Genomic DNA, 25,756 nt, shown 5'->3' on the forward strand with positions numbered 1-25,756 from the left:
CCCTGACAAAGTACAACTGCGCCTATATGTCGACTCCGGTTTAAAAATTGCCACACGTTAACGCGCATCACATAATCTGCCAGTGTAATTGCTTGTATGTTTCCTGCGGTAGCCATGACAATTATCGGTATTTTATTCACTGCTTTTACTGCTTTTACTGCTTTTACTGCTTTTACTGCTTTTACTGCTTTTACTGCTTTTACTGCTTTTACTGCTTTTACAGCAGGAACGAATCCATTAGTGAGTCATTTGTGCGTCATAATGCACCAAACAATTCGTCGCATGTTTTTGTGATCACTAATTGCTGATTTACTTTATTGGATGCGATTGTGCCTTAAAACTCCGCAACTCAACAACTCCGCAACCTTTTAGTATAAATATGGAACTGGATCTAATTTAGTTTAGTAAGCAGTAAGCAGTAAGCAGTAAGCAGTAAGCAGTAAGCAGAATTAAAGATCAATGAGGGCTTTATAGCGCGTATTATTGGACTTAAATTTTAGACATAAAAAAACCGCTCATATTGAGCGGTTTTAAAAACATCTAACTTGTTAGATTATGCTTTACGACGCGCCGCGCCTGCAAGTCCTAACAAACCTAAACCGAAGATAGCTAGTGAAGCTGGCTCAGAAACAAAAAGACTTAAGTTTGCAGAGTCTAGTGTTGTTTCACGAGTTAAGAAATCAACCTCAGTTGCGTTAATACCAAAAGTACTTAATACAGCTGTTTGGTAAGCAGTAGCAACATAGCTGTCATTATAAAGTGGTGTAGTACCCGCATTTGTAATTTCAGTTGTAATACGACCACCAACATTTACGTCTGGTAAGTTTGCAATGATGTCATGAAAATCTGTGTAACCACCAACGCTATACGCTGAGTAGAAGAAGTCGTCAGCAATAGAAGCGATGTCAGATTTGATGTTAAAGTTAACACCCGTACCACCTAGATCAGCACCAGAACCAGTCACGTCTAACGCTAATACTTGTGTAGATACACCACTAGCAATGTCTTTCATGAACAAGTTAACGTAACCACCAACAAACTGTGCACCAATTGCTTCGCCAGAATCTTGAACGTTATTGCTGTTAAGGTCGTTAAACCCAGCAAATCCGAAAAATTCGTAGTCAGCAACTAGTGTGTAAGTTGCAAGACCAAAAGCAGGCACGTTAGTGTTATATGCTTCGTTGTCAGTTGTATAGTTTAATGAAGCAACTTCGATTCCGAAAGCAGCGTCAAATACCATGTTGCCTTGTTCGATTGTTCCGTTTTGGTCAGCATCTAAGTATGCAGATGTTGGGTTAAACGTACCAAATGTAAATTTATCGAAAACGCCAGAAACAGAGTTTCCATCCATATCGTAATCAGTACCTACATCGATTGAGATAGGAGAAGCGTTTGCACCAAATGCACTAACTAGTGTAAGTGCTAGTAAAGATTTTTTAATGTTCATGTTTATATTCCTGTATGTTTTGTCAAAGCGACTATGACCTTACTATGCTAACCGCGTGCCAATATTGTAACCCATTGTATTTTATGTGATTTATAAAAGATCGTTGATTTTTAAAACATCATTTGTAAAAGATCCTGACATTCAGTTTAGCGCTCAATCATTAATCAACTGTGTTTATTTATCTAAAACCAATTTTTTAGCAATGCTAAACATGATTTTTTGCAGTGGATTGCGATTCCCGCCTGGACGCCAGGTTTTTTTCAGTTTGTTTTTATAACCGTCATAATGTAAACCGTATGGTGCGCACACCAGCTCTCCACGGTTCAGCAATATTTTCAAAGCATAGGTTCCAGCAACGGCTCCACAAAATTTAACCCCCATCGGAATGGATGGGCCTTTTTTGGCATTGAAGTCTGCTTTTTCAGGCACAACTAAATAGTCGCGCTGCAACATAGATGGAGACAATCCAATTAAAAATTGGATCAATTGCTCATCTTCGGTCTGTTTATCTTCAAACCTAAAATACTCTTCGTAACTCATACCGCCGGGCATAAAGCATAAAAATGCCGTTCCCATACCTAAAGGAGCTGCGGTTATCACTGGGATCCCTTTTTCTTGGCATTTTCTAAAAACGAGCTTTCTGGCAGAAAGTGCAAAGAAGTCCAAGCTATCAACGTAAAGATCAACACCATCTAAAAATTCATCAACGTTATGTTCAAATATGCCTTCTGGAAAAACACGTACATCCGCTTCTGGATTTATATCTTTGGTTATTTCCGCCATAACTTCACATTTAGGTCGATTAATCGTCGACATAAACGCACCGGCTTGACGATTAAAATTATGAACTTCATATTCGTCAAAATCGGAAATGTTAAATTTCCCGACACCTAACCTTGCTAACGTAACTGTATGTTCGCTACCTACTCCGCCGGCGCCAGCCATTGCTACGCGTTTTGTTCTCAGTACCTCTTGTTCTTCTTCTGTTATCCAGCCAATATTTCGTGAAAATGCATCGTTATAGTTAAACATGAAAAATTCCTTATTTAGTTACGTTTGCTCCTCCTATATAAAACGACTTCAAAGAGGCACCTAAAACTTGCTGATTAATTTAGCTTGAAATGAGTCAGATATCTATCGTGTTTAAACAACACTTTTGATTGTGACCCATAACAAACCGAGATATTCATATATAGCTCGCTCACTTTGGTATATCGAGGAAGCGTTTGGAACAAAAGAACGCCACGACAATTCACCATAGCCTGATACATATTCGGCGGGTGAAAATATTGGGCTAAGATTGTTACTACGATAGAGATAATCTAACCGCTTTATATGTGTAGCACTAGACACCACAATAAAGTTACTCGTCTCAACAACCTTTTTATGGGCGAGGACTTCGTCTAAAGAGTCTTTTGGCCCTTCGATTAACACTATGTTAGATAACGGCACACCGAGCCCCACTGCGAGCTCGGCATTAATGGCAGGATCTGATTTTTTATCATCCATTGCCGCGTAACCAGAAAATATGATTTTAAGCGTGGGGTATTGATGCCACATTTGCACCGCTTGAATAATTCGCGGCAGACTACATTGATGAATTTGTGCCACAAGTGGCAGCAATTGATTGTCACTATGCCAACATCCCATGACCACAACATAAGCTGGTTTTACAGTGGCCAGATAATTAGGATCTTCAATTGGCAGTTTTGGGTAAGCCAGTTCTAATGGGCGGATCAAAAGTTGACTTGTTATTGGTAAAGAGAAGAACGTAACTAATAACGCACTGGCAATAAGTAATTTGCGCGCCATTGCCATTCTATTTCTTTTATATAGATAAAGCCCACACAAAATAATTGCCATACAAATTGGTATGGGCATTAATAAATTCCCTACCAATTTTTTCATAAAAAAACCAATTTCAACCAGCAATTGGTTTGCCTCCAATTTATGCTTCTTTAAATTGCTGTTCTATATTGGCGAATAACAACTTAAAGCCTGGTGATAATGTTTTGTATAACGAAAATGGGTCAATGTAATACGGAGCGCGCTTACCGTGGTATTCGACAACGGGACCAATTTGTTGAAATTCGATTCCGACAAATCTCATGCTTCGCGCTAATCTTGGCTCCATCATGACAAAGACGTGCTTGATCCCTTTTTCTACTACAACACTTGCAGCCGACAGGTACAAACCTACAGCGATAAATGGAAAGCATCGCAGTTCTTCCTCAGAATAGCTGTCAACATTAATTGCACCTGTTGCAGCACCGGCAAATTTATCGGTTTTTCTTCGTCTAAACTCCTCAGGAACCGCTAACCTAGATATTTCGCATATTTCATTTCTTGGAAACAATTTGGGGTTTAGTGTGTCGTGGTCGATAGAATCTAAGCAATATTTTTCAAGTGGTAGCAATTCATCATTAGCAGTGCTACAAACAATTCTAACGGTTCCAGCGTATCGCTCTGTCGCTTTATGTTGAATTAAACAATGGAACGACTGGATGTCAAAGTCATCCTTTTCTTGTTTGTCAGGATACTCCGGCTCAAATTTTAGCTCTTCGCAATATACGTTGTGGCGTATTTGAAATGAATGACTAACTTGTTGCTCACTGATTGCCAAAACAGGTTGTAGAAATTCAGAAAAATGGTTTGCTATACTTATTGCTTCAGAATTAGCTTTTTTCTGAATGATAGCTTTTACTAAAGTGCCTATAATAGGTGTGTTTATGAACCGCTTTAAGAGTTTCAAGTTGAATTTCCGTAGCACAAATGAAGTAATGTAAGACTTTTAGTATAGGCATCAAAATGAACTAAATAAATAGCTTTATGGCTAATTAGAGCAATCTAAACAAATAAGTGTATTTTTGCCCTGCGGCACCATTTTGACTAGTGTCAGCTAATTTTACACCGGCAAAAGCGAGGCCTTAAATACCCTTAAAATACAAGGAGTTGCATCTTGGTTCGTAAATTGCTTATATTAATCCATTAGAACTGTTTATTTATCAAGCAGGCCCGATTATAATACGGGGTCGTGCGCTGTAACAAAATTAGGTATTGAAGTCATGAAAGCAAGCAATGAAAATCCAGTAGAAAAAAAGGTTTCTTCTAGAAGGAAGTTTTTAACAAAAAGTTCAGCCGGAATTCTGATCGCATCATTACCTGCAAAATCTGTTTGGGCAACTGGTGGCAATATCGCCGGCTCAATAATCGCCTCTGGTGGTTCGTCAGACTGGTCTTCAAGTAACGCTGTGTGTTTACGTTCACACGGCTATTGGAAAAATCACTTAAGCAATATTGATAGCAGTTATAAAAACAAAGCATTTAAAGACGCGTTTAATGCTTATCCAATAGATGATGACCATGAAAATATTGTTGTTAAGCGCGATTCCTATGGCTACAAAATTGACTGGCACCCAACGTTAAAATACTGCGTTCAAAGTGAAGGCAACAGCGGCGTTTATTTGAGCAACAAAAATAACTCTAAGCCGTTCATTACGGACAGAAATATTAACAAAACATGTACAGGAAAATACCGTAAAGAAAATAGATATGGTAAGGATTACCCATATTTTGATTTTTCAGGTCCAGACAATGTTAATGCGCAAATGGTGACTATGTATCTGAACGCACTTTACCATGGCCAGTATGGAATTAACTATCCTGTGCTTTCTGCCTATGGTGGCCCTTTTGCAACGATAGCCGATTTTGCAGATAACTTAATTAGTATGCGAAATCAACATGGTGGCGGCGCAATAGGTCGTGCACTTGCACAGCTGATTGATCAAAACCCTGTATAATATAAGTTGATTAATGTTTAGTTTTTCAGACTTTGTCGAAACTCATGATTTTTCTGATGGGTCTGGGTGTGTTTTATTTCATACTGAAACAGGCGAGTCTTTAGCGTACGCATGCACCACTAATGTTTTATTGAGTAACCAAACTAACGAGATTAATAACATCGTTAGTTTGTTACTTGAAAAGCGATTTATTCAATCTACTTAGGATAGTTAAATGCACTTTCAATTAGAAGTGGCGCCATTTAAATTAAATATCCAAACCACAATCCCACTAGTAATCGACAATCTAAGAAAGTTATACCCTCCTCAATTATTAACGTCAGTTGATGATAATTCTTTGGCTGACTACGATGTTTCAATTGATTACAGTGGCTTAGTTCGGAAATATATTAAACCTCAATGCTCCTTTAAATTTGACCAGTTCGAACCTTTTTTAGGCTTACCCATAGGGCATGCCTATGCAAACTTAGAATGGGGCATGAATTATGTTATTGCGAGTAACATATTTAACTACTTAATTATTCACTCTGGTATTGTCGCCAAAAATAACAAAGCCATACTTTTTCCTGCGCCTCCTGGCAGCGGTAAAAGTACGTTAACCGCTTATCTACAGGGGCAAACATCATGGCGTTTACTTTCTGATGAAATGGCTCTAATCGACCCAGAGACACTTGAAGCGATTCCGTTTGTTCGACCTATTTGTTTAAAAAATAGATCTGGCCAACTAGTACAACAATGGTTTCCGGATGTCGCCGTTTCAACGATTGCAGGAAACACCCATAAAGGCGATGTAGTACATGTTAGCCCATCGAAGTTTAGTTGGGAGCAACGTAAAACACGAGCTGAAATAAAATCAGTGGTCTTCCCAAGATATGACCCAGATGTCGAGCTGGAAGTTTATGCACTAACCAAAACTCAAGCTTTTATGCAACTAGCAGAAAATGCGTTTAACTTTAGTTTATTGGGCGTTGAAGGTTTTGAAACAATCATTCAAATAATCGAAAAAGTAGATTGTTACGAAATTGTTTACAACGACGTTAAAGAAGTTGAGAAGTTTTTAGATGAAGAGGTTCTTTTTGAAAGCTAAAGACATAATTTCGCTACTTAATAATCCAGCTCAGGCCGCGAGTTTGTCTAAACTTAACTGGCAAATACTCATTAAAGTTTTGAGAAAAGAACAACTACTCGCTCGTTTTGCAATTAATTTTAAGCGACAAAATATTGCTTTAAGTGACGATGAAATATCTGCACACCTCGACGTTCATTTAGGCAACTCAATTAAAATAGCAATTCGCCAAAGCCAAAGTGTAAAGTTTGAAATTGCCGAATTAGCTCGTCTTTTAGGTCAGTCTAGCCAGCAACTTATTTTGCTAAAGGGCGCGGCCTATTCAGTGATGAACAACCTTGCTAGTGAAGGAAGGACCTACGGCGACATTGATTTATTAGCCGCAAAAGACAAAATTGACAGCTTTGAAAAAGTCCTTAATACCTATGGCTGGATCGGCAAAGAAGTTAATGATTATGACGATAAATATTATCGAGAGTGGAGCCATGAAATCCCACCATTGATGCATTCAAGCCGCGGTACGGTTATCGATTTACATCATAACTTGGTCCCTATTATTTCAGGTAGAGCACCGAATATAGAATTATTTATCAAAGATGCTATCCCTGTAGCCGAAATGAATGTATTGCGCCCTAGTGCAATGACATTACATAGTGCAGTTCATCTATTTTTAAATGAAGACTACGACCATGGCTTGCGCAATATTCATGATATTAGTTTATTGATCAACGAACATCACTCAGCAGAGTATTGGGCAGATATTTACAGCTTAGCTAAAGAGTCAAATTTCAGCCTAGAACTTTATCTGGCGCTGCGTTACTGCAAAAAACTATTTAACACAACCGTATGCGAGAGTACCTATCGCAAACTCGGTAAAACACATGCTTCACTAATAAAAAATGCATACTGGGACCTTGTGTTCCATGGCGCTCTTGCGCCGAAACACCCTTTAGTCGCTGGTCCAATAATCAAGCTGGGATTGCTTTTTGCTTACATTCGAGGGCATGCTGCAAAAATGCCGATGAAAGTGCTTATTCCACATATTTTTACAAAAGCTTATCGCGAAGTGGTGGAAACGTTTGCTGGAAAATCTTACTTTGTTAAAAATCAGGATACCCAAAAATGACTAAATATTTAGCATTGTTTTTATTGCTTATAAGCCAAGTAGCTTTTGCCCATGATATGCAAAAGAAACTGACACTTATCAAAACAGCGAAACAATCAATTGTTGGCGTCGGCATATACAACCCGCTTGGTGCGCCGCGTTATCAACTGAGAGGCACAGGCTTTGTTGTGAAAACAACAAACAATAATGAATCCTTTATTGCTACTAATCATCACGTGGTCAACGGCAAAGGGTTTGATGATGCAAAATCTGAAATATCTATCCATGTCGGGGAAGGTAAAGACGCCCTATTTTATAAAGCGGAACTTATCGCTCAAGATGAACGCTCGGATGTCGCAATATTAAAAATTCGAGCTCACTTACCCACTTTGCCCCTTGCAGCACCTAAATATTCCTCTCCCGCGGGTTCTGAGATATTTATCGCCGGATTACCGATAGGTTCGGTACTTGGTTTGTATAAATCTGTTCATACAGGGTATGTCGCGGCTTATGTTCCTATGGCCATTCCTCAAAATAATGCCAGTCAGCTAACGATTGAAGTCATTAAACAGTTGCGTAATCCATTGTTTGTTTACCAACTTGATGCCACTGCGTATCCGGGAAACAGCGGTAGCCCTGTGGTTGATAGTGAGTCCGGTAAGGTCATCGCGATATTAAATAGTGTAAAAGTAAAATCCACAAAAGAGCATGTATTGTCTGACCCTAGCGGCATTAGCTATGCAATTCCAGCTGATTACATTTGGGCACTTTTACCACAATAAATGTACTAAATACTGACTTTTAACGATGAAAAAGTCTTATTTGGTCGACAACTTAAATGACTAAATAAGACACAATTGATTAGTTAATTTTATTCGCATTCGTTTTGTGACAATATTAACAACTTCATATATTTAATTGGAAAACTACTGGTGAACATCGTACTTTATATTGGTTTCGCTCTTGTTTGTTTCTTTTATCTTGCAAGTTCTGCCCTCATATTTACCAGTAAGGCTAAAGGCACTCTTAGAACGGTATTTCTGGTTACGTTTTTAGGTACGTCAGCCTGGGGAGCCGCATCACTTTTTGCCGCGACCATGCTAACTCGCAACCCATTTTTAGTCTGGCCCTTATTAGAGTCGCTATTTATGACAACATGGACCTTGTTGTTACTGGCGATGCTTGATACTTCCACAAAAAACTTTTTTTGCTTTCTAAAACAAAAATATAGCATCACAGTAATCGTAGCGGCGATTCTCTTTAATTTGGCTTTTGCATTTTTAGGTTTATCTCCTGAACTGAAGTTTAAATTGTTAGTCAGTGCCAGCCTGTTAACCGCCATTATTCAATTGATCCTGCTTGAGCAAATATATCGCGCAGCCCACAACGATCGTTGGGGTTATAGACCGTTCATTTTAGGATTGGCGAGCGTAAATATTTACCACCTTATTATGATGTCTAACGCTTTGTTGCTAAATACGTTGGACCCGGTTTACCTTTCTGCAAGACCCTTTATCTATGTGCTCATCGTGCCTTTTATTTTACTGACCATTAAGCGAGTCGATAATTGGAATTTGAGGATCTTTATTTCCAGAGATGTTGTTCTGCAAAGTTCGTTATTGGTATTCGCCGGTGGCTATCTATTACTAATGTCATTGACTGGCTACTTTATTCAACGCTCAGGTCAAGCATGGTCGGGTGTAGTGCAAATCGTATTTGTTGCCGGGGCTTTATTACTTTTAGCCTATATATTTATATCTGAGTCAGTTCGTAAATATTTTCGTATCTTTATCCAAAAGCATTTTTACGCTAATCAATTTGATTATCGTGAACAATGGCTAAGTCTAACCATGACTTTAGACGCAGAAAACTCAGATGACGACTTTTATGAAGTGAGTTTGAAAGGTCTATGTAAATCACTAAATTATACACATGGGGCCTATTACAAATTAACAAATGGCCAGCTTGAACTTAAAACTAAAGATCTTTTTTCATTGAACCAAAACGCCACTGATGAGTTGCTGCATTTGTCCACCAAGCTAGCAGAAAACAGATGGTTTATTGACGTATCCGATTTTGGTGCAGCGGAATATGCCGTGGAATTTAGAGGCTATTTTATTAATCATTTAATTATGTTTGATGTTGAAATTATTGTTCCTATTTTTATTAACGATGAATTCCATGGTGTTTTTGCGCTGAGTAGTTATGGTAATGAAAAGCTAGCACTTAATTGGGAAGTTAGGGATTATCTGACGGCTATTAGCTCTCAAATCGGCAGTTACATTAGATTTGGTGAAGCGCGTCTTAAATTGGAAGAAAATGCTAAATTTGCCGCCTTCAATCGGATGTCTGCTTTTGTCGTTCATGATTTAAAAAATGTCATAGCGCAAATAGGCATGATAGTGAAAAACGCCGAAAAACATCGAGACAACCCCGAATTTATCGACGATACATTCGAAACGTTAGGTCACACCAAAGAACGTATGGATCGGATGTTGTCTCAACTTAAAGAAAAACAACAAACGCGCGGAAGCGAAACCCGATTTGAGCTTAATGCTTTTGCGGCTAAACTTCGTGATGATTTCAATCGAAATCTTCCGCAAGTGGATATGGTATTACCTTCTGAACCTATTTCAGTTTTTGCAGATTATGATAGGCTTTACTCTATCGTTGGCCACCTTATTGAAAATGCACAACAGGCAACGTCGGATGATGGGCAAGTCAAAATGACTCTGGATCAGGTCGACAATAATTATATTTTAACAATTACTGATACAGGCGTTGGCATGACGACTGAATTCATGAATAATCAATTATTCACGCCATTTGTCACAACCAAAGGAAACGCTGGGATGGGTGTTGGAGTGTATGAAGCAAAAAGTTATGTCGAGGAACTCAACGGGACATTGACAGTTTCAAGCCAAGTTGGCAAAGGCAGTACGTTCAAGATAACGATACCTAAAAAGGAAGACTAGTGGAAAAGTTACTGATAGTAGAAGATGACTTAGGAATTCAGAAGCAACTTAAGTGGGGCTTAGAAGGATATGAATTGGTATTTGCTGAAGATCGCCAAACCGCAATTTCCCTACTACGTCGCCATGAACCTAAAGTTGTGACTTTAGATTTAGGACTTCCCCCAGATCCTGCCAATGCCAGTGAAGGCCTTGCAACACTTTCAGAAATAATGACTTTGGCGCCAAATACAAAAGTCATTTGTGTCACTGGAAACTCAGACAAAGCCAATGCATTAAAAGCAATAGAACTTGGCGCATACGACTTTTATCAAAAGCCTGTTGAAATGGATACATTAGCCATCATCATTGGCAGAGCTTTCCATGTAGCTGATTTAGAAGCTGAAAACAGAAACCTGCAACTCGGTGAAAACCCTTTTGGTACTATCATAGGGTCAAGTCCAGCGATTCAAAAAGCCTGTAAGCTTTCTGAGCGTATTGCGAAAGCTGACATCACAACTTTATTGTTAGGTGAAAGTGGAACGGGTAAAGAAGTTTTTGCCCGCGCTATTCACGACGCTAGCCCAAGAGCTAGAGGTCCATTTGTTGCGATTAACTGTGCTTCTATTCCAGATAACCTATTAGAAAGTGAACTATTTGGATATGAAAAAGGTGCCTTTACCGGTGCGGCTAAACAAACAAAAGGTAAAGTAGAATTTGCCAATGGTGGAACCTTATTTCTTGACGAGATAGGAGACATGCCTTTAAACCTGCAAGCTAAAATGCTTCGTTTTCTTCAGGAAAGAGTCATTGAACGGGTTGGCGGCCGCAGCGAGATAAGTGTTGATGTTCGCGTAATATGTGCGACGCACAGAAATTTACCGGACATGGCCAAACAAGAAAAATTCCGTGAAGATTTATACTACCGTGTTGGTGAAGTTACTATTGAACTTCCGGCATTGCGCGAACGAAGCGGCGACGTTGTTGTATTAGCGAAGCACTTTTTGAATGTCTTTAATAAAGAGTTTGGGCAAAACGTCAGAGGCTTCTCTGAAGACGCAATAAAAGCGATGTTGAATCATGAATGGACCGGTAATATTCGTGAATTACAAAATAAACTAAAATCCGCCGTTATTATTTCTGATGCGAGTCTGATTACTGCCGACGACCTTGGCTTTTACGACGAAGCTGATGAAGACGATATAACGGAACTCAACTTAAAAGCCGTTCGAGAACAAGCAGAAGGTAAGGCGATTCGTATGGCATTTGCCCAGGCAAAACACAACATATCGCGAACCGCTGAGCTACTTGGGGTGACACGCCCAACGCTATATTCTTTGATAGAAAAATATAACCTCAAAGACATCAAACCTGATTAACAGGCAATCCGCAGCTGGTGTAAAAACGGCCTATCGTTGATAGCGTAAAACCATACAACACATTCCAGCACGGGATACTCGTTACAAATAAAGGAGACGACAATGTCTCCTTTTTTCATTTAATGAAGTAATACTAGCCCTCAGAATTATCCAGTCACCCCAATGGCAAGTTTATACGCTTTAAAGTGTCCATAAAAAAAGTGAGGTAAAACCTCACTTTAATTTTAAGCTATATACCCGTAACAAGATTAGCTTTCTTTGTCACTACCGCCGTTTTCGTTCATTTTACGCAGTTCTTTTAAAATTTGTCCCTGCAATAACACCGAACGTCTATTCATGATCAAAACGGACTCAAGCAAGGTTTCCAACTTCTCAGTTTTCATATTACCTTCATAAGCCAATGCAATTTCTTGCATTTCAGCGTCGCTTACCGCTTCCTCTTTTATAGAGTTCATAGCTTGCTGCTGTGCTTGATTAACTTGCTTCTGTGGTTGCGTCGTTGCACGACTCAACTTAGTACCCGTTGCAGTCTGGGTGATTTCCATATTCTGAGTTTTACCATCGTCTTGGTGGTTTAGTTCCCCAGATACTTCTTTAATCACTTCTTCAATTAGGCCGATATCCACTTTTCGCTTTTCTTCCATGAATGCATAAAGAAGAACACGATCTAAGAAAGTGTTTATTTTACGTGGAATACCTTCTGTGAATGCATGGATCCGAGTGACGGCTTCATCACTAAATAATGGTTGCCCTTCCCAGCCAGCCATTTGCATACGATAGGCGATATATTTATACAATTCTTCTTCAGATAACGGCGTCAGGCTTGCTGATGCGATAACCCGTTGTCTAAACTGCTCCATTTGAGGAGCGCTTAATATGTCCTGTAATTCAGTTTGACCTAGCAAGAAGCTTTGGATAATTGCTTTGCCATCCACTTGAATATTAGACAACATTCTTAATTCTTCGACTGACTCAATCGGTAAGTTTTGTGCTTCGTCGATGATCAACAACAAGCGACGACCTAAACTATTTAACCGACGCATATAGTCAGTTAATTCAGCAATGTGAGCCGCTTTAGTGTCGCCCTCTGGGTGTAAATGAAATAATTTAGTGATAGCGACTATTAGATCATCAGGCGATAAGTTAGGGGTTACTAACTGCTTAGCAACGATACTTTCTTCTTCTAATTGCGAGATCAAATGATTGGCGATGGTCGTTTTACCTGTACCAACATTACCGGTGATGACAATGAACCCCTCACCTTGGCTCAAGCCATATTGCAGATAAGATAGCGCCTTTTGATGGCCAGTACTTGCGAAAAAAATCTCTGGATCAGGGGTAAGTTGAAATGGTTTTTTACTTAACCCGAAATACTCCTCGTACATTAACCTGATACTCCGTTATTTGAAATTTCGTTATGTGTTTTAGCATTTCGACCTGATATTAAAACGGTCAATGCTGGAACCCAAACCAATGATGCCAGAGTCGTAAACAATAGACCAGTAATGATAACTGTACCCATTGGTTGCCATAACTCGCCACCGTAAAGTGTTAAAGGCAATAAGCCCACTATAGTTGTTAAGGACGTTAAGATCACTGGTGTGAAGCGACTACTCGCAGATTGCACCATAGCGTTCCTGGCCGGTAGGCCATTTTTTATGCCTCGGTTAAAGCCATCAACCACAATAATTGCGTCGTTGACCATGATACCGATTAAACTTATTAACCCAATAAATGCCATCATTGAAAAGCTGATACCGGTCATGAACATACCAAAGACCCCACCAGCAAACGCGATTGGCAGTAAACTTATGATTACCGCTGGCTGAGCAAAGCTATTAAACTGCACAAACAACAGTACAAATATAGACAGCACAACAAGTATCATGATTTCTGACAGTCCACCGAAGTTTTCTTTTCGGGCTTCTTCTTCACCACCGACAACATAAGAGAGTCCATCATCCCAAGATAAGGTATCAAGATAACTGATAAGCCCAGCGGTGATTTCGGCAACATTTCCACCCGGTAATACATCTGCTGAGACGCTATTCATTCTCATTCTTTGGTAATGGTAAAATGGTCCTTGTAACTTATTGAGTTCAACCCGCGCTACCGCACCTAATGGAACGGCCATGCCTTGAGCGTTTACCACTAACAAATCGTCTATCACTTCTGGTTCAATATCATTGCCCTTAACGACAATGGGATAACCTTGGCCATACCTATCGGTCATGTTGCCAACGATAGCACCATCTAAATGATTTCTAACTTGTTGCTCTACATCACCACTAAAAATAGACGACTTAGTTGCAAGATATTCATCAACTCTAACATCGTACGCCCAACCCGCATTAGCTGAAATATTACGTATATCGAACACGAACTTTTGCTTTTCTAAATAAGCTTCGACCGTGCGACTGCGTTCAGCTAATTGTTCCAAATCGTCACCTAGGAACCTAATGGTTATAGGTCTGTCGGTTACAGGCCCCTGTTGGAATTCAAACACATTGACCTTCGCGGCTTCAAAATCTGCATAATCGGTTCGAATTTTAGCAATTACGCCCTGCACTTTTTCTCGCTCATATGAGTCAATTAACAACATGATTTGAGCAAAATTCACCACACCTCTGCGGGGAATGTGGTTGTAATAGATTCTTGGGTTACTGCTTCCGACCGTTAACATGACATCGGTAACGTCAGGGTACTTTTCAAACTCTTCGCTTAATGACAACGCAACGCCTTGAGTATGACTTAGCGAAGAAAACTGAGGTGTTTCGACATTGACTACGATGATATTTTTTTCCGCTTTCGGGAATAAACTCACGCCCACTTGAGGGAATAAACTGATACAGCCAGCAGCAATTGCTATAAATATTACAATGGCGACAATAGGTAATTTTAGTACCCCATGTAACCCTCTTGAATATAGGCCATTGGCAAATTTATCAAGAACATAAGACAAGGTTAACTTAGAGTGTTTTGACACCCCAAATACACTAATCAAAGCAGGAAGGATAATGAGTGCGACAAACAAAGAGGCAACCAGTGCTATGGTAACTGCAACTGGCAAAGCTCGCATAAAGTCGCCGGTATCACTGCTTAAAAGCAGCATAGGTAAAAATGCAAACACTGTAGTTAGTGTGCCCGCGACGAGCGGCATGCCGACTTCTGAAAGTACTTGTTTAATTTTGTCCAAACGAGATTGGCTCTGATCTTTTAGTTTTGCAAACTGCTCTACCACAACAAGCGAGTTGTCGACTAACAAACCCAGTGACACAATTAGTCCCGCGATGGTCATTTGTTGTAGTACAAAACCAAAGGTTTTCATGATCACAATAGTAATAAATATTGTCAGCGGTAATGCCAGTGAAACCCAAAAAGATTGCTTGAGTCCCATAAAAAACAGCAAACAAATAAGTATCAGTAGAAGGCCATAAAACAAGTCGAACATAAACCCACTAACGCGGTTTTGAACGCCGGATTCTTGGTCAAAGGTTGTCTGAATGTCAACTTCTGGGTAGGCTTCTAAAAACTTAGAGACTTCAGCACGAACAGACTCACCAAAATTAAAGATATTCTCACCCATTTTGAGTTGGGCGGTAACAAATACGACAGGTTGTTGATTTAAGTAACTTAAATTGTCTGGTTTAAAAGGCGCTAACGATAACTCGGCAATGTCTGATAACACCACATGACCATTGCCATCGGACTTAACAATTGTGCCAGCTAGTTCTTCAAAATTGGTATACTCACCCGACAGGTTGATTGAAAAACGCATATTATCGCTGTCGATATAACCCGCATGGTCTGCTCGGCTATTTGCAGCGAGCGAACGACTTATATCTTCGATTGAAATATTGTGTTCCAGCATTTTTGCCGTATCAGCTTTAATAGAAACAACAAGTGACGGTAGTCCCCAGACTTCAGCCTGTCTTACAATTGGTATGGCTTGTAATCGTTTTTGTAAATTTTGTGACGTGCGTTTCAACATTTGCCAATCGTTTGTTGGCGAAGAAACCGCTAATTGCACGGCATTAACAGTAATAGGAGATGCTTTAACAAATATTATATTGCGGACGGTTTCTGGAAAATCAGAACGAACTCGATTTACTGCATTTACAACATCGTCAAAACTTTTGGGCGCTGCAGTACCGTGCAAAAATTTAATTGTAAATGTAACTGCACCTTGTTTAATTTCCGTTTCAATCGTTTTGATGTCTTCGACAAGACCTAGAGACTGCTCGATTGGACCGACAACTTCACTTTCTAACGAATTAGGCGACATGCCCGGTGCCATCACTTCCACCACGTTAATAGGCATGTCAAATTGTGGATCTTCTGCTTTTGGCATCGAAACTAAAGCAGATGTCCCCAATAACAAAATCATTAAAATAATTAGATTAAGTAGTCGTATATTGTTGGCAAAATATTGAGCAAGTTTTAACAGCACGTGGCTTAATCCATTTATTTAATAATTGAAAGAGTTGTTAATCCGTTTGGTTCTACTAAAACGTAATCTTGAGTGAAATCAACAATATTAAATCGCTGCATACTGACAGTGCCAGAATCTGACTTAGTTTTAATCAAGGCAGTTTGATTAAAGTCGACTTTCAACAGATGCGCAGGGACGCGAAAAACCAACTGATTTTCGCCAGAAAGTTCGACATCAAATAGAGTCCCAATGACCATGTTTTTATATGGTTGGATCGCAAGACTAACGTTATATAAGCCGGTAAATTGATTAGGTGTTGATGTCAGTTTTTTTACTTTAGCCAGTTGCGAATTTGATTTATCTCTGGCACTAACGGGCAGTTCGACACCATAATTTAAATACCTCAATTCACTACCTAACACGTCAACATTGATAACTAGATTGTCTTTAATTGGCGCAATTTCCAATATGGTTTGCCCTGGCGCTGCGAATTCCCCAAGTTCTAACAATCTTGAAATAACAATTCCATCGTACGGTGCGACAATCGAGGCCGCTTCAAGTAGCTGACGCACTCTAATAATGGCGGCTTTTAATTGCGAAGATTGTGATTTGTTTCGTTCGTATTCACTTGCTGATACGGCATTTTGCTTTCTTAATGTCAGTAGGCGTTTGACCTCTTCGTTAACAAATGCTTTTTCAGCCAATAAAGAGTTAAGTTCAGAATTTAATTCATCGGTATCAACCGAAGCCAGCAAATCCCCTTTTTTAAACTGCTCGCCAACATCGACATTGAGATGCTTTAAGTTACCTGAGGATTTAAAGGAATATTGGTAGGTTAAGTAAAAATCCAACTTACCGATCCGCTTTGCTGATTTAGCGTACGGTTCCAGTTGTAAGTCATCGTTATCATTTGCAAAAACGCCGAACCCTGTAATTAGCAACGCTGCTAAAATGATTAATTTCTTGAGGTCACGCAATTTCTATCCCCTTTTAGGTCTAACTTCACATTAGACAATCCAATATTTTGGCGTTTACGCCTTCCAACGATCTCTACAATACAGCTGAATCAACAAGTTTACATTTTTCAATGCACTTTTTTGTCTTAAATTTGCACATTTTTTTCATGGCGATTACTGTTAAATACTATTCTGCATAATAAAAACAATAATATGAACCATTTTGTCATCGAATTTAGAAATCCAACTGCCGCAGAATGAATACGCTAAACAATTAAAAACTGGATTATTCTTTCTTTGGATAACATCTATCCCGTCACTTGTACGATAACAACTTGCATAACACTATCTTACAATCGCTCTTTGTCAGCCATATGACCAACAACGGTGTCTACATGTTTTGTTCAAAATAATGTTGTGCGTCAAGGACTTTAGTTATGTATCGCTTTGTCTCTGGGTGTGCTCTAGACTTAATCTTATCGTGTACTTGTTGTGCTGACAGTTTGTTAATAACATTGGCGGCTTTTTTTAGGTCTTTGGTACCATCGCGACTAAACAGTGCCGAAACATTTCCCATACCTGTATTATAGGCTGCTATAACACAATAGTGTTTACTCAACGGGTTCTTAATATCTTTGAAATAGGTTTGATATAACATCGCCAAATAAGTTGCGCCATACAGCACATTTTGGGGTGGTTGGTAAAGCTCATTAGCGGACGGTGCTTCTGAGCTTTTGCGTAAGTGACGATTGACGTCCAATCCAGCCGTGGTCGGTACAATTTGCATTAAACCAAACGCTGGTATGGGTGATTGTGCTCGCGGATTAAAACTCGACTCCACTTCCATTACGGCATAAATCAAAGATACCGGCAGACCGTGATATTTTGCCTGCTTGTTAACATCCGTTTTATATAGCAATGCCCGATCAACTCGCTTATTTGGCAAAGACACTTTTGAACCAATGACATCTTTAGAAACTGCTTTCCCAGATCGTAACAAGCTTTCGGTCTTAGCAATCTCCTTATCAATTTCTTTAATGTATGAACGTTCTTTTTTCTGTTCTCGCAAACTGAGTTGAGTAGATTGAAATTGCAGTTGGGATTTAGTTTTTTTCAAATCGTCTATGTTCGACCGAATAAACTCGGCACTGGCGGCCAAATTCGCGTCACTGATCAACTGCTCTGCGATTTGATCAATGTCGACAATATCGATACCTAATGATTCAGCCACTGACTTATCACCAATTTTTTGTTTCAGAGCATCTTCAATAAATTGTTTAGTTTCTGGGAGTGACTGATTTGCAGATCGTTGTAGACCGATGGCATTGTTTTCGTAATCGATCACCAGCTTTTCCGATAGGTCATCGGAATAATGAACCCATTTTGAATTAGTACTTACGTCGGCATAACCCCACACTTGCTCCACGCGACCTTTATATTCGGCTAAGCCATCTCTAAATGCATCACGGTAAGATTTAAACGCTAACTGATTGTCGAGTTTAAATTTTGCTAACTGTGCTTCTTGTTCTGCTTTATGTGCCTGAGCCGCCGTTGTGGTTTTGTCATCAACAATTACACCGTACACCTGCCAACTCAAAATAATGCAACATGTTGTTGTTAATATCTTTTTCACTACAAAATTCCTTTTACAGGTTGCCAGTAAATTTTCATTTCTAAATAGTCATTATAGTCGTACTTTTGAGAACTGAAATTTAATCTTAAAAACACATTTTAAGTGTCCAATAATCACGGTTTAACTGGCATTTTTGGCCTATTTCTGGTTAAATTCCGCCAAATTTTATCGACACGAGAAACCAGCCTGTGATCACCACCGCAAATGTCACTATGCAGTTCGGCGCTAAGCCATTATTTGAAAATATTTCCGTAAAGTTTGGTAACGGCAATCGCTACGGCCTAATAGGCGCGAACGGTTGTGGTAAATCCACATTTATGAAAATTTTGACCGGCGATCTTACGCCTTCCTCAGGTAACGTAAGTTATGGCGAAGGTGAGCGACTGGGCATTTTACGTCAAGACCAATTTGCGTTTGAAGAATGCACAGTGTTAGACACTGTCATCATGGGTCACGAAGAGCTTTGGAACATCAAACAAGAACGCGACCGTATTTATAGCCTTCCTGAAATGTCTGAAGAAGATGGCATGAAAGTAGCGGACTTAGAATCTGAGTTTGCTGAAATGGGTGGTTATGAAGCTGAATCTTCAGCAGGTGAATTGCTGTTAGGTCTGGGTATATCAACTGATTTACATTATGGCCTGATGAGCGAAGTTGCTCCGGGTTGGAAGCTTCGTGTGTTATTGGCTCAAGCGCTATTCTCAGAACCTGATTTCTTGATGTTAGACGAACCGACCAATAACTTGGACATCGATACAATTCGCTGGTTAGAAGACATTCTTAACCAACGTAATTCAACGATGATCATCATTTCGCATGACCGTCACTTTTTAAACTCAGTTTGTACACACATGGCTGACTTAGATTACGGTGAGTTGCGTATTTACCCAGGTAATTACGACGAATACATGTTGGCCGCAACGCAAGCCAGAGCGCGTATGTTAAACGACAACGCAAAGAAAAAAGCTCAAATTGATGACTTAAAGCAGTTTGTTGCTCGTTTCTCTGCGAACGCCTCTAAAGCTCGCCAAGCCACGTCGAGACAGAAGCAAATGGAAAAAATTAAACTCGAAGACGTGAAAGCGTCGAGTCGTGTCAATCCATTTATTCGTTTCGAGCAGGAGAAGAAACTTTATAGAACCGCTTTGGAAATCGAAGACGTATCTAAAGGTTTTGACGAAGGCCCGTTATTTAAAGGGTTAAACCTAATGGCGGAAGTAGGCGAACGTATTGCGATCATTGGTGAAAATGGCGTCGGTAAAACAACCTTATTACGCTGTTTACAAGGCGAACTTACGCCGGACAGCGGTTTTATTAAGTGGTCTGAAAATCACAAGATGGGTTACTACGCCCAGGACCACGCGGCAGATTTTGAACAAGATTTAAACTTATTTGATTGGATGAGCCAATGGCGTCGTCCAGATGACGATGAGCAGTCGATCCGTAGTTTCTTAGGCCGTATGCTGTTCTCATCAGACGACATTAAAAAGTCGGTAACCGTGCTATCTGGTGGTGAACAAGGTCGAATGTTGTTTGGTAAAATAATGATGTCGACACCAAACATTTTGTTAATGGATGAACCAACTAATCACATGGATATGGAGTCGATTGAGTCATTGCAAATGGCTCTTGAGCAATATGAAGGCACTTTGATTTTTGTCAGTCATGACCGTCAATTTGTATCTTCAATTGCAACCCGTATCATTGAAATCAAATCTGATGAAATCGTCGACTTTAGCGGTACTTACGACGAGTATTTACAATCAAAAGGGGTTGATGCGTAAGTATCGATATCCCATAGGTAATACCTCAGTTGAATGCTGGTCGATAGCATTCAACTGAGTTTCTCACCTCCACAAACCTCGCCACGCAGTTGCACCTGATACAAGCCTCAATTTACTTTTTATTGAACTAACAAAGTTTAATAACGTCTTACCTCATGTCATATTATGAGGTTGCATTATTTCTAGTTGGAAAAAATATCTACTGTACTCAGCCCTATTGCACGTGGGAATCGTAGCGATAAGCGCCATTCTGTTCGACACTAAATCTAGCTCTATCTTAAACTCAAGCACACCGCCAAAACCGAAACTGGCAATATCCTCTTATTTAGTTCAATTGCCTGAAAAACCAAAAGATCCAGTTTCATCACCCAATGTAACATCTACTGCAACGGCAATTGCAACAAGTCCATTAACGCCAACTCAAGCCTCCGAGGAAAATAGCGAATTACCAACAGAAATAACCGGTGCAGAAGAGTCTACCGCTGAAAAAACACTTACCGAAACAAAAGAAAACACGCTTGTCTCGAAAGTTACGCCAAATCCGATAGATCCGAATTCGTCTATCAAAATGCCATCCAGCGAAAACCAGCTAAGCAATCCGTCATTACATTCCATATTAGAATCGACCAAAAATTATATTCAAACCCAAACCCCTCAACCAACAATAGATTCAATACAGTCTACAGGAGCGAATACGTCGAAAATAAGGAGACCAGACATGGATAGCCTGCGTTTTGCTGCTAAAGGCAGTGGCATAAAGGTCATTGGGGTTGCGACACATGGCGCCTTGCAGGTTAAATTTAATTCAATATGTTTTAGTATTGAAACCGACCAATGGCGCGATTTGGTTTGGGTACCAACCCCCTGTCCACGCTCAGCAGATAAAACCCAACAAATACTTAATCATAGCCTCAAAAAGTTTGGTTTAAAGTAATATGACTTCTATTGGGTTTTACCACTTATAGGTTAGTAAAGGATTTATCATTCGCTAGGTGACCAATAAGCTGGGATTTGACGGGAAAATAACATATTATTCTGCGCTAACTTACCTTAATGAAAAGGAATTCTGATGAATAAACTCCTTGTTGGCGGCGCCATTGTTGCTGCTACTGCCGTCGTTGCTGCGCCTAAAATAATCTCTTTGAATATCGCTGAAACGATAACCGGCTTAGTTCAAAATGTTACCGAAATGCCTATTTACAACGCTGAAATAAAGTCAATGGATTCAGGCTGGTTTTCTACGTCAGGTGTAATTTTAGTGACTTTAGAATTAGACAAAGTCATGCCACCTAGTTCACCTGACAAAGCGCCAATGGACGATATTGAAATTGAGCTGGATTTTAACATAGACCACGCGCCCGTTTTGACCTCGGGTAGCAAGTTAGCAAACATCGAAGTTAATTACCGCGCTGAAAATTTAAAGTCGAGTGTAACTTGGGATCATGCAAAACCGCTTTACCAAATACATGCACAAATTGACCTCAGCGGCGATCTGTCCTATCAAGACAAGTCAGAGAAGTTCCAGTTTACCAGTGACGACAATATAAAATTTGACGTTAAATCTTATGCGGGTAATGCACATACACTTGACGGTCACCTCATTTATACCGGCGAATTACCGGCGATAGACGTTACGTCTCCTGAAGTAAACATGACTCTGCAACAGTTAGTATTTGATTCTGTAATTAAAGGTGATTTGGCATCAATGTTTAATTACGACCAAATACCTCAATATGAGATGACGGTGTCGGTTAATCAAATTGAAGTTAAAAATGAAACCTCTCCTGATGTTTTGACCCTAGACCACATGTCTATTTTGGTAAATTCAGAACTGGATGACGCAACAAACCTAGTGCGTAGTGACCAAATCTATAAGCTTGGTCGTTTTAGTTTTGGTGAGTATTTTGGCGAAGAATTTGAAATCGCTTTAGAAGTAAACAAACTCGATAAGAATATGTATATGGAATTAGCTAAAATCTTCTCCGAGCCAGCGCCTGTCGAACATCCAGAACAGCAGGTTGAGAAAATGGTGACATTTTTAGAAAGCAATTTACTTACTATTTTAGGCCCAGAACCAGAATTTAATATCACTCGCTTTAAAGGTAAACTGCCGGAAGGTCACTTCAACGCTGTGCTAAACGCCAAAATTGAAAATGTCGAAACGGCCCCCGCAACAATTAAAGATCCAAATTTCTGGTTAAGCCATGTAAATGCGTCTAGCCAAGTTCAAATTTCTAGACCTTTGTTTACTGTAGCTGTTGCAAAGTTTATTCGAGGTCAACTGGTTAACAATCCGCAACTCGCTGATGCAACGCCGGAAGAAATTGATCAGATCACGGTTCAACAAACGCCTCAGTATATCGCAATGTTAGAGTCTCAAGGCATGATAGTGCCAAACGAAGCAACTGACGAATATACGGTAGACTTTTCAATTGCCGAACGTGCCGCTAAGCTAAATGGTAACGATATACCATTACCGCTATAATTTTACTCGTCGTAGTGAGTTATTTAGCACGGCTCTAACCGCGTTGATTATGTTTGAAATAGCTCCACCTTTGGTGGAGCACTTCAAACGTCAACATTCAAATTTGTAGGTAACTCTTGAATCTAAAACGACTATTAGTGTCTTCACTCATCGCATTTACATTTTATGCGTCATGGGCGTATTGGGCCAATCTATCGCCTACGATAGCGTTAAATGACACAATTCGAAGCGCCTTGGTGCAAGGCCTTTACAGTGGTTTAGTTACTTTGGTATTTACGTTTATCTTAGAGAATATTGCAGCTAAATTTCACAGCCACATTCTTTCTCTAAGCTTAGTTACACCATTTATTTGTAGCCTTCATAAACTGACCAAACGAAACAAAGTGGTTTTTGGCAGTTTTCATCATGGATTACAAAGCCTTGCCGTAATGACAACAAAGCCACGACGCCTTATTTGGGTTACCCCTATCGTGCCTATCATGCTGCAATCGGTTTTAGTTATTTCGGTTAATGTTGTGAATCAAACACCTAACCTTTGGTTAACAGTAGCGCCAAGCATTTTATTTAGCGCCATTTATGCGTACGCCTATTTAATTTCGTTTCTTACAAAGTCGCCCGCCGAAAAATAAGTCTTACGAGAAACAATACTTTGAATATTAGCCCGGGCCGTTTAGCCTAATTCGTTGGCTTTTCGATATCGCCCTTCATAATCGAATATCCGTTCTACGATTTGCCAATAATGCTTTTGCTTTCTGGCGACCACAAAGTCAGGTGGCGTAAACCCGTTTTGTTTTGATTTAACGTCATCGGCGGTTTTAAAATCCTGGGGCGCGGCCGAATTATTTAGACGTCGTCCGTAAAGGCGGTTAAATTTATATTTCGCTTTGTCGTTACTAAAATCAAAAGTTTCAGTCAACTCTAGGCCGTCTTCATCATAGTATCGAATTTTGACTTTTTGGCTGTCGCGTTCACTCTCTTTTTGAAATTCAAACATCATTCCGGCGCAACGAATTACCATGGCATTTTTTAATTTGAGTGCTGCTTTTAATTTGTCGTCTGGGTCGACAATGTCTTTTTGGCATTGATGGCAAACCCGAGCGGCGATGTCATTTTCCGCGTTGCAATGTTCGCATTCCTTAAATCGAAAGCGGTAATCGCAATCGATGCGCTCAATGGCCTGATTGCTATTTTCAGCGGTTTCATCGTCTTCGTAATCATGCTGTAAAAATCCCTGACACTTACGACCATAGTGTTCTATCACCTTTCCTTCTTGGTCTTTTTGCCCCCAAAAAGTATTGGCAAAACCACAACTTGGGCAAAATACTTGAACAACCTCTGAACTAGAGTTCGGCTTTTTTTGGCCAACTTCTGGATAGAAAATATTGATGCCGTTGCCCGCATAGTCGATTACCAAACAGTCTTTTTTGTTGTCACATAAACGCAAGCCGCGGCCGACAATTTGTTGATACAAACTCACCGATTCTGTTGGTCTAAGTATCGCGATTAAATCGACATGCGGCGCATCGAAGCCCGTGGTCAACACAGACACATTAACTAAATATTTTAGTGTCTTATTTTTAAACTTGGCAATTAAGTCAGCACGAGTCACTAAGTCTGTTGCACCTGTGATCAACGCAGTGGATTGTTCTGGCAAATAACCACAGATTTCTTTTGCATGTTTTACACTCGCGGCAAATATCATTACACCTCGTCGTTTCGACGCCAGCTCTTCCACTTGCTCAATAATTGCCTGAGTGACTCTTGGGTATTTAACTAACAAGGCATTAACTTCCGCCTCGTTGAAATTGCCGTTAGCTGTGCTGTTTAACGCGGAAAAATCGTATTGTGCTACGGGGGCATCGACCAATTTAGGTGGTGTCAAAAAGCCATGTTTGATCATGTAGGTTAGCGGTAGCTCATATATACAAGATTTAAAAGGAGTCGGGGTCGCACTGCGTTTTATACCGTGGTAATGATATTGATAAATCCAGCCTAACCCCATTCGATATGGAGTCGCGGTTAAACCAAGTACCTTAATGTCTGGATTGTAGCCAGCAAGCTGCTTGATGATCTCTCCGTACTGGCTGCTATTTTCACCTTCAGTTAATTCACTTACTCTGTGGCATTCGTCAATAATAACTAACGAGTAACTTGTAGCGAACAGGGGTAAATTTCGAACGACGGATTGCACACTGGCAAACGTCACTTGGAAGTCGGTTTGTTTGGTATTTAAGCCCGCTGAAAATACCCCAGCTTTAACGCCTTGTTGATCGCCATAGCTGCGAAACTTTTCAACATTCTGCTCGACCAGTTCTTTAACATGGGTCAGCACAAGGATTTTACGTCGCGCTAAACGAGCAAGTTCAGCAATAACTAAGCTTTTTCCGGCACCAGTAGGCAATACAATGACCGCGGGTTCATTGGTTTGCCTAAAGTGTTTGAGCGTTGCGTTAACCGCATCTTGTTGATAAGGACGTAATGTATACATCAAACAATTTTTTTAATAAAAGTGGTCTATTATTGTATCTCACTCGTAAACTAAATCTTATATATTTTGTAAGTTGGCTCGGCCAAAGACAAAAACTGTATCGGTCTATTTCCAATTATTTATATAAAGCAGCGTAAAAATATCCGGAATAAACAATTTCTTACACTTATAGTAGCTTTCTTCATTGTGAAAATACGATAAGATACGCCAATCAATGTAAAAATCGCCAA

The 25,756-nt window shown here is 39.9% G+C and carries 20 protein-coding genes; 11 read left to right on the forward strand and 9 right to left on the reverse strand.

Translation table 11 applies throughout. The features are described from left to right. Positions 1-553 precede the first annotated feature (553 nt). The 4 genes from Q4575_RS13310 to Q4575_RS13325 all read right to left on the reverse strand — a co-directional run bounded on the left by Q4575_RS13310 (position 554) and on the right by Q4575_RS13325 (position 4,199). Entirely contained in the window at positions 554-1,447 is an 894-nt protein-coding gene (locus Q4575_RS13310; protein WP_303523193.1) for a PEP-CTERM sorting domain-containing protein, read from the reverse strand. A 174-nt stretch (positions 1,448-1,621) separates the two neighbouring features. Next, entirely contained in the window at positions 1,622-2,479 is an 858-nt protein-coding gene (locus tag Q4575_RS13315) for a ThiF family adenylyltransferase (RefSeq protein WP_215961931.1), read from the reverse strand. Between the two features lie 111 nt (positions 2,480-2,590). Further along, complete coding sequence (locus tag Q4575_RS13320; protein ID WP_303523196.1) at positions 2,591-3,328, reverse strand: ElyC/SanA/YdcF family protein; 738 nt, start codon at positions 3,326-3,328, stop codon at positions 2,591-2,593. A gap of 67 nt (positions 3,329-3,395) precedes the next feature. Continuing rightward, positions 3,396-4,199 (reverse strand): PEP-CTERM/exosortase system-associated acyltransferase, encoded by an 804-nt coding sequence (locus Q4575_RS13325; protein WP_215961929.1) that lies wholly within the window; start codon positions 4,197-4,199, stop codon positions 3,396-3,398. Positions 4,200-4,512: 313 nt separating this feature from the next. Here Q4575_RS13325 and Q4575_RS13330 point away from each other — a divergent pair, with 313 nt between their 5' ends. The 7 genes from Q4575_RS13330 to prsR all read left to right on the forward strand — a co-directional run bounded on the left by Q4575_RS13330 (position 4,513) and on the right by prsR (position 11,748). Beyond that, positions 4,513-5,247, forward strand: a complete 735-nt coding sequence (locus tag Q4575_RS13330; protein ID WP_303523198.1) for a hypothetical protein — start codon at positions 4,513-4,515, stop codon at positions 5,245-5,247. Positions 5,248-5,260: 13 nt separating this feature from the next. After that, the gene (locus tag Q4575_RS13335) at positions 5,261-5,452 is read left to right on the forward strand and encodes a hypothetical protein (protein ID WP_303523200.1); all 192 of its coding nucleotides are present in this window, start codon (positions 5,261-5,263) and stop codon (positions 5,450-5,452) included. A 9-nt stretch (positions 5,453-5,461) separates the two neighbouring features. Further along, on the forward strand, positions 5,462-6,334 hold the full coding sequence (locus Q4575_RS13340) for an HprK-related kinase A (protein WP_303523203.1): 873 nt from the start codon (positions 5,462-5,464) through the stop codon (positions 6,332-6,334). After that, positions 6,324-7,439, forward strand: a complete 1,116-nt coding sequence (locus Q4575_RS13345; protein ID WP_303523205.1) for a nucleotidyltransferase family protein — start codon at positions 6,324-6,326, stop codon at positions 7,437-7,439. Before Q4575_RS13340 ends, Q4575_RS13345 begins: the two co-directional genes overlap by 11 nt. After that, positions 7,436-8,200 carry a serine protease gene (locus Q4575_RS13350; RefSeq protein ID WP_303523206.1) on the forward strand — a complete coding sequence of 255 codons (765 nt, stop codon included), beginning with the start codon at positions 7,436-7,438 and terminating at the stop codon, positions 8,198-8,200. The genes Q4575_RS13345 and Q4575_RS13350 overlap by 4 nt, the downstream gene beginning before the upstream one ends. A 150-nt stretch (positions 8,201-8,350) precedes the next feature. Beyond that, entirely contained in the window at positions 8,351-10,393 is a 2,043-nt protein-coding gene (gene prsK, locus Q4575_RS13355) for an XrtA/PEP-CTERM system histidine kinase PrsK (RefSeq protein ID WP_303523207.1), read from the forward strand. Then, positions 10,393-11,748: a PEP-CTERM-box response regulator transcription factor gene (gene prsR, locus Q4575_RS13360; protein WP_215961922.1), complete on the forward strand. Its 1,356-nt coding sequence runs from the start codon at positions 10,393-10,395 to the stop codon at positions 11,746-11,748. The genes prsK and prsR overlap by 1 nt, the downstream gene beginning before the upstream one ends. Before the next feature lie 248 nt (positions 11,749-11,996). Here prsR and Q4575_RS13365 read toward each other — a convergent pair whose 3' ends face one another. The 4 genes from Q4575_RS13365 to Q4575_RS13380 form a co-directional block, all read right to left on the reverse strand. Then, the gene (locus tag Q4575_RS13365; protein ID WP_215961921.1) at positions 11,997-13,133 is read right to left on the reverse strand and encodes an XrtA/PEP-CTERM system-associated ATPase; all 1,137 of its coding nucleotides are present in this window, start codon (positions 13,131-13,133) and stop codon (positions 11,997-11,999) included. After that, positions 13,133-16,198, reverse strand: a complete 3,066-nt coding sequence (locus tag Q4575_RS13370) for an efflux RND transporter permease subunit (RefSeq protein WP_303523208.1) — start codon at positions 16,196-16,198, stop codon at positions 13,133-13,135. Before Q4575_RS13370 ends, Q4575_RS13365 begins: the two co-directional genes overlap by 1 nt. A 14-nt stretch (positions 16,199-16,212) precedes the next feature. Next, entirely contained in the window at positions 16,213-17,157 is a 945-nt protein-coding gene (locus Q4575_RS13375) for an efflux RND transporter periplasmic adaptor subunit (RefSeq protein ID WP_215961919.1), read from the reverse strand. A 370-nt stretch (positions 17,158-17,527) separates the two neighbouring features. Continuing rightward, positions 17,528-18,769, reverse strand: coding sequence for a transglycosylase SLT domain-containing protein (locus Q4575_RS13380; protein ID WP_303523209.1), 1,242 nt, complete (start codon positions 18,767-18,769; stop codon positions 17,528-17,530). Positions 18,770-18,957: 188 nt separating this feature from the next. Between Q4575_RS13380 and Q4575_RS13385 the strand changes: the two genes are divergently transcribed. The 4 genes from Q4575_RS13385 to Q4575_RS13400 all read left to right on the forward strand — a co-directional run bounded on the left by Q4575_RS13385 (position 18,958) and on the right by Q4575_RS13400 (position 23,667). Further along, a complete protein-coding gene (locus Q4575_RS13385; RefSeq protein ID WP_215961917.1) occupies positions 18,958-20,553 on the forward strand; it encodes an ABC-F family ATPase in 1,596 nt (531 codons plus the stop codon). 223 nt (positions 20,554-20,776) lie between these two features. Continuing rightward, positions 20,777-21,487: a hypothetical protein gene (locus Q4575_RS13390; RefSeq protein ID WP_303523210.1), complete on the forward strand. Its 711-nt coding sequence runs from the start codon at positions 20,777-20,779 to the stop codon at positions 21,485-21,487. Positions 21,488-21,622: 135 nt separating this feature from the next. Beyond that, entirely contained in the window at positions 21,623-23,038 is a 1,416-nt protein-coding gene (locus Q4575_RS13395) for a DUF945 family protein (protein ID WP_303523211.1), read from the forward strand. A 116-nt stretch (positions 23,039-23,154) separates the two neighbouring features. After that, positions 23,155-23,667, forward strand: coding sequence for a hypothetical protein (locus Q4575_RS13400; RefSeq protein WP_215961914.1), 513 nt, complete (start codon positions 23,155-23,157; stop codon positions 23,665-23,667). Between the two features lie 41 nt (positions 23,668-23,708). Here Q4575_RS13400 and Q4575_RS13405 read toward each other — a convergent pair whose 3' ends face one another. Next, a complete protein-coding gene (locus Q4575_RS13405) occupies positions 23,709-25,529 on the reverse strand; it encodes a DEAD/DEAH box helicase (protein ID WP_303523212.1) in 1,821 nt (606 codons plus the stop codon). Between the last annotated feature and the right edge of the window lie 227 nt (positions 25,530-25,756).

The sequence above is a fragment of the Psychrosphaera sp. 1_MG-2023 genome (assembly GCF_030548245.1).
In the GTDB taxonomy this organism is placed as follows: Bacteria; Pseudomonadota; Gammaproteobacteria; order Enterobacterales; family Alteromonadaceae; genus Psychrosphaera; species Psychrosphaera algicola.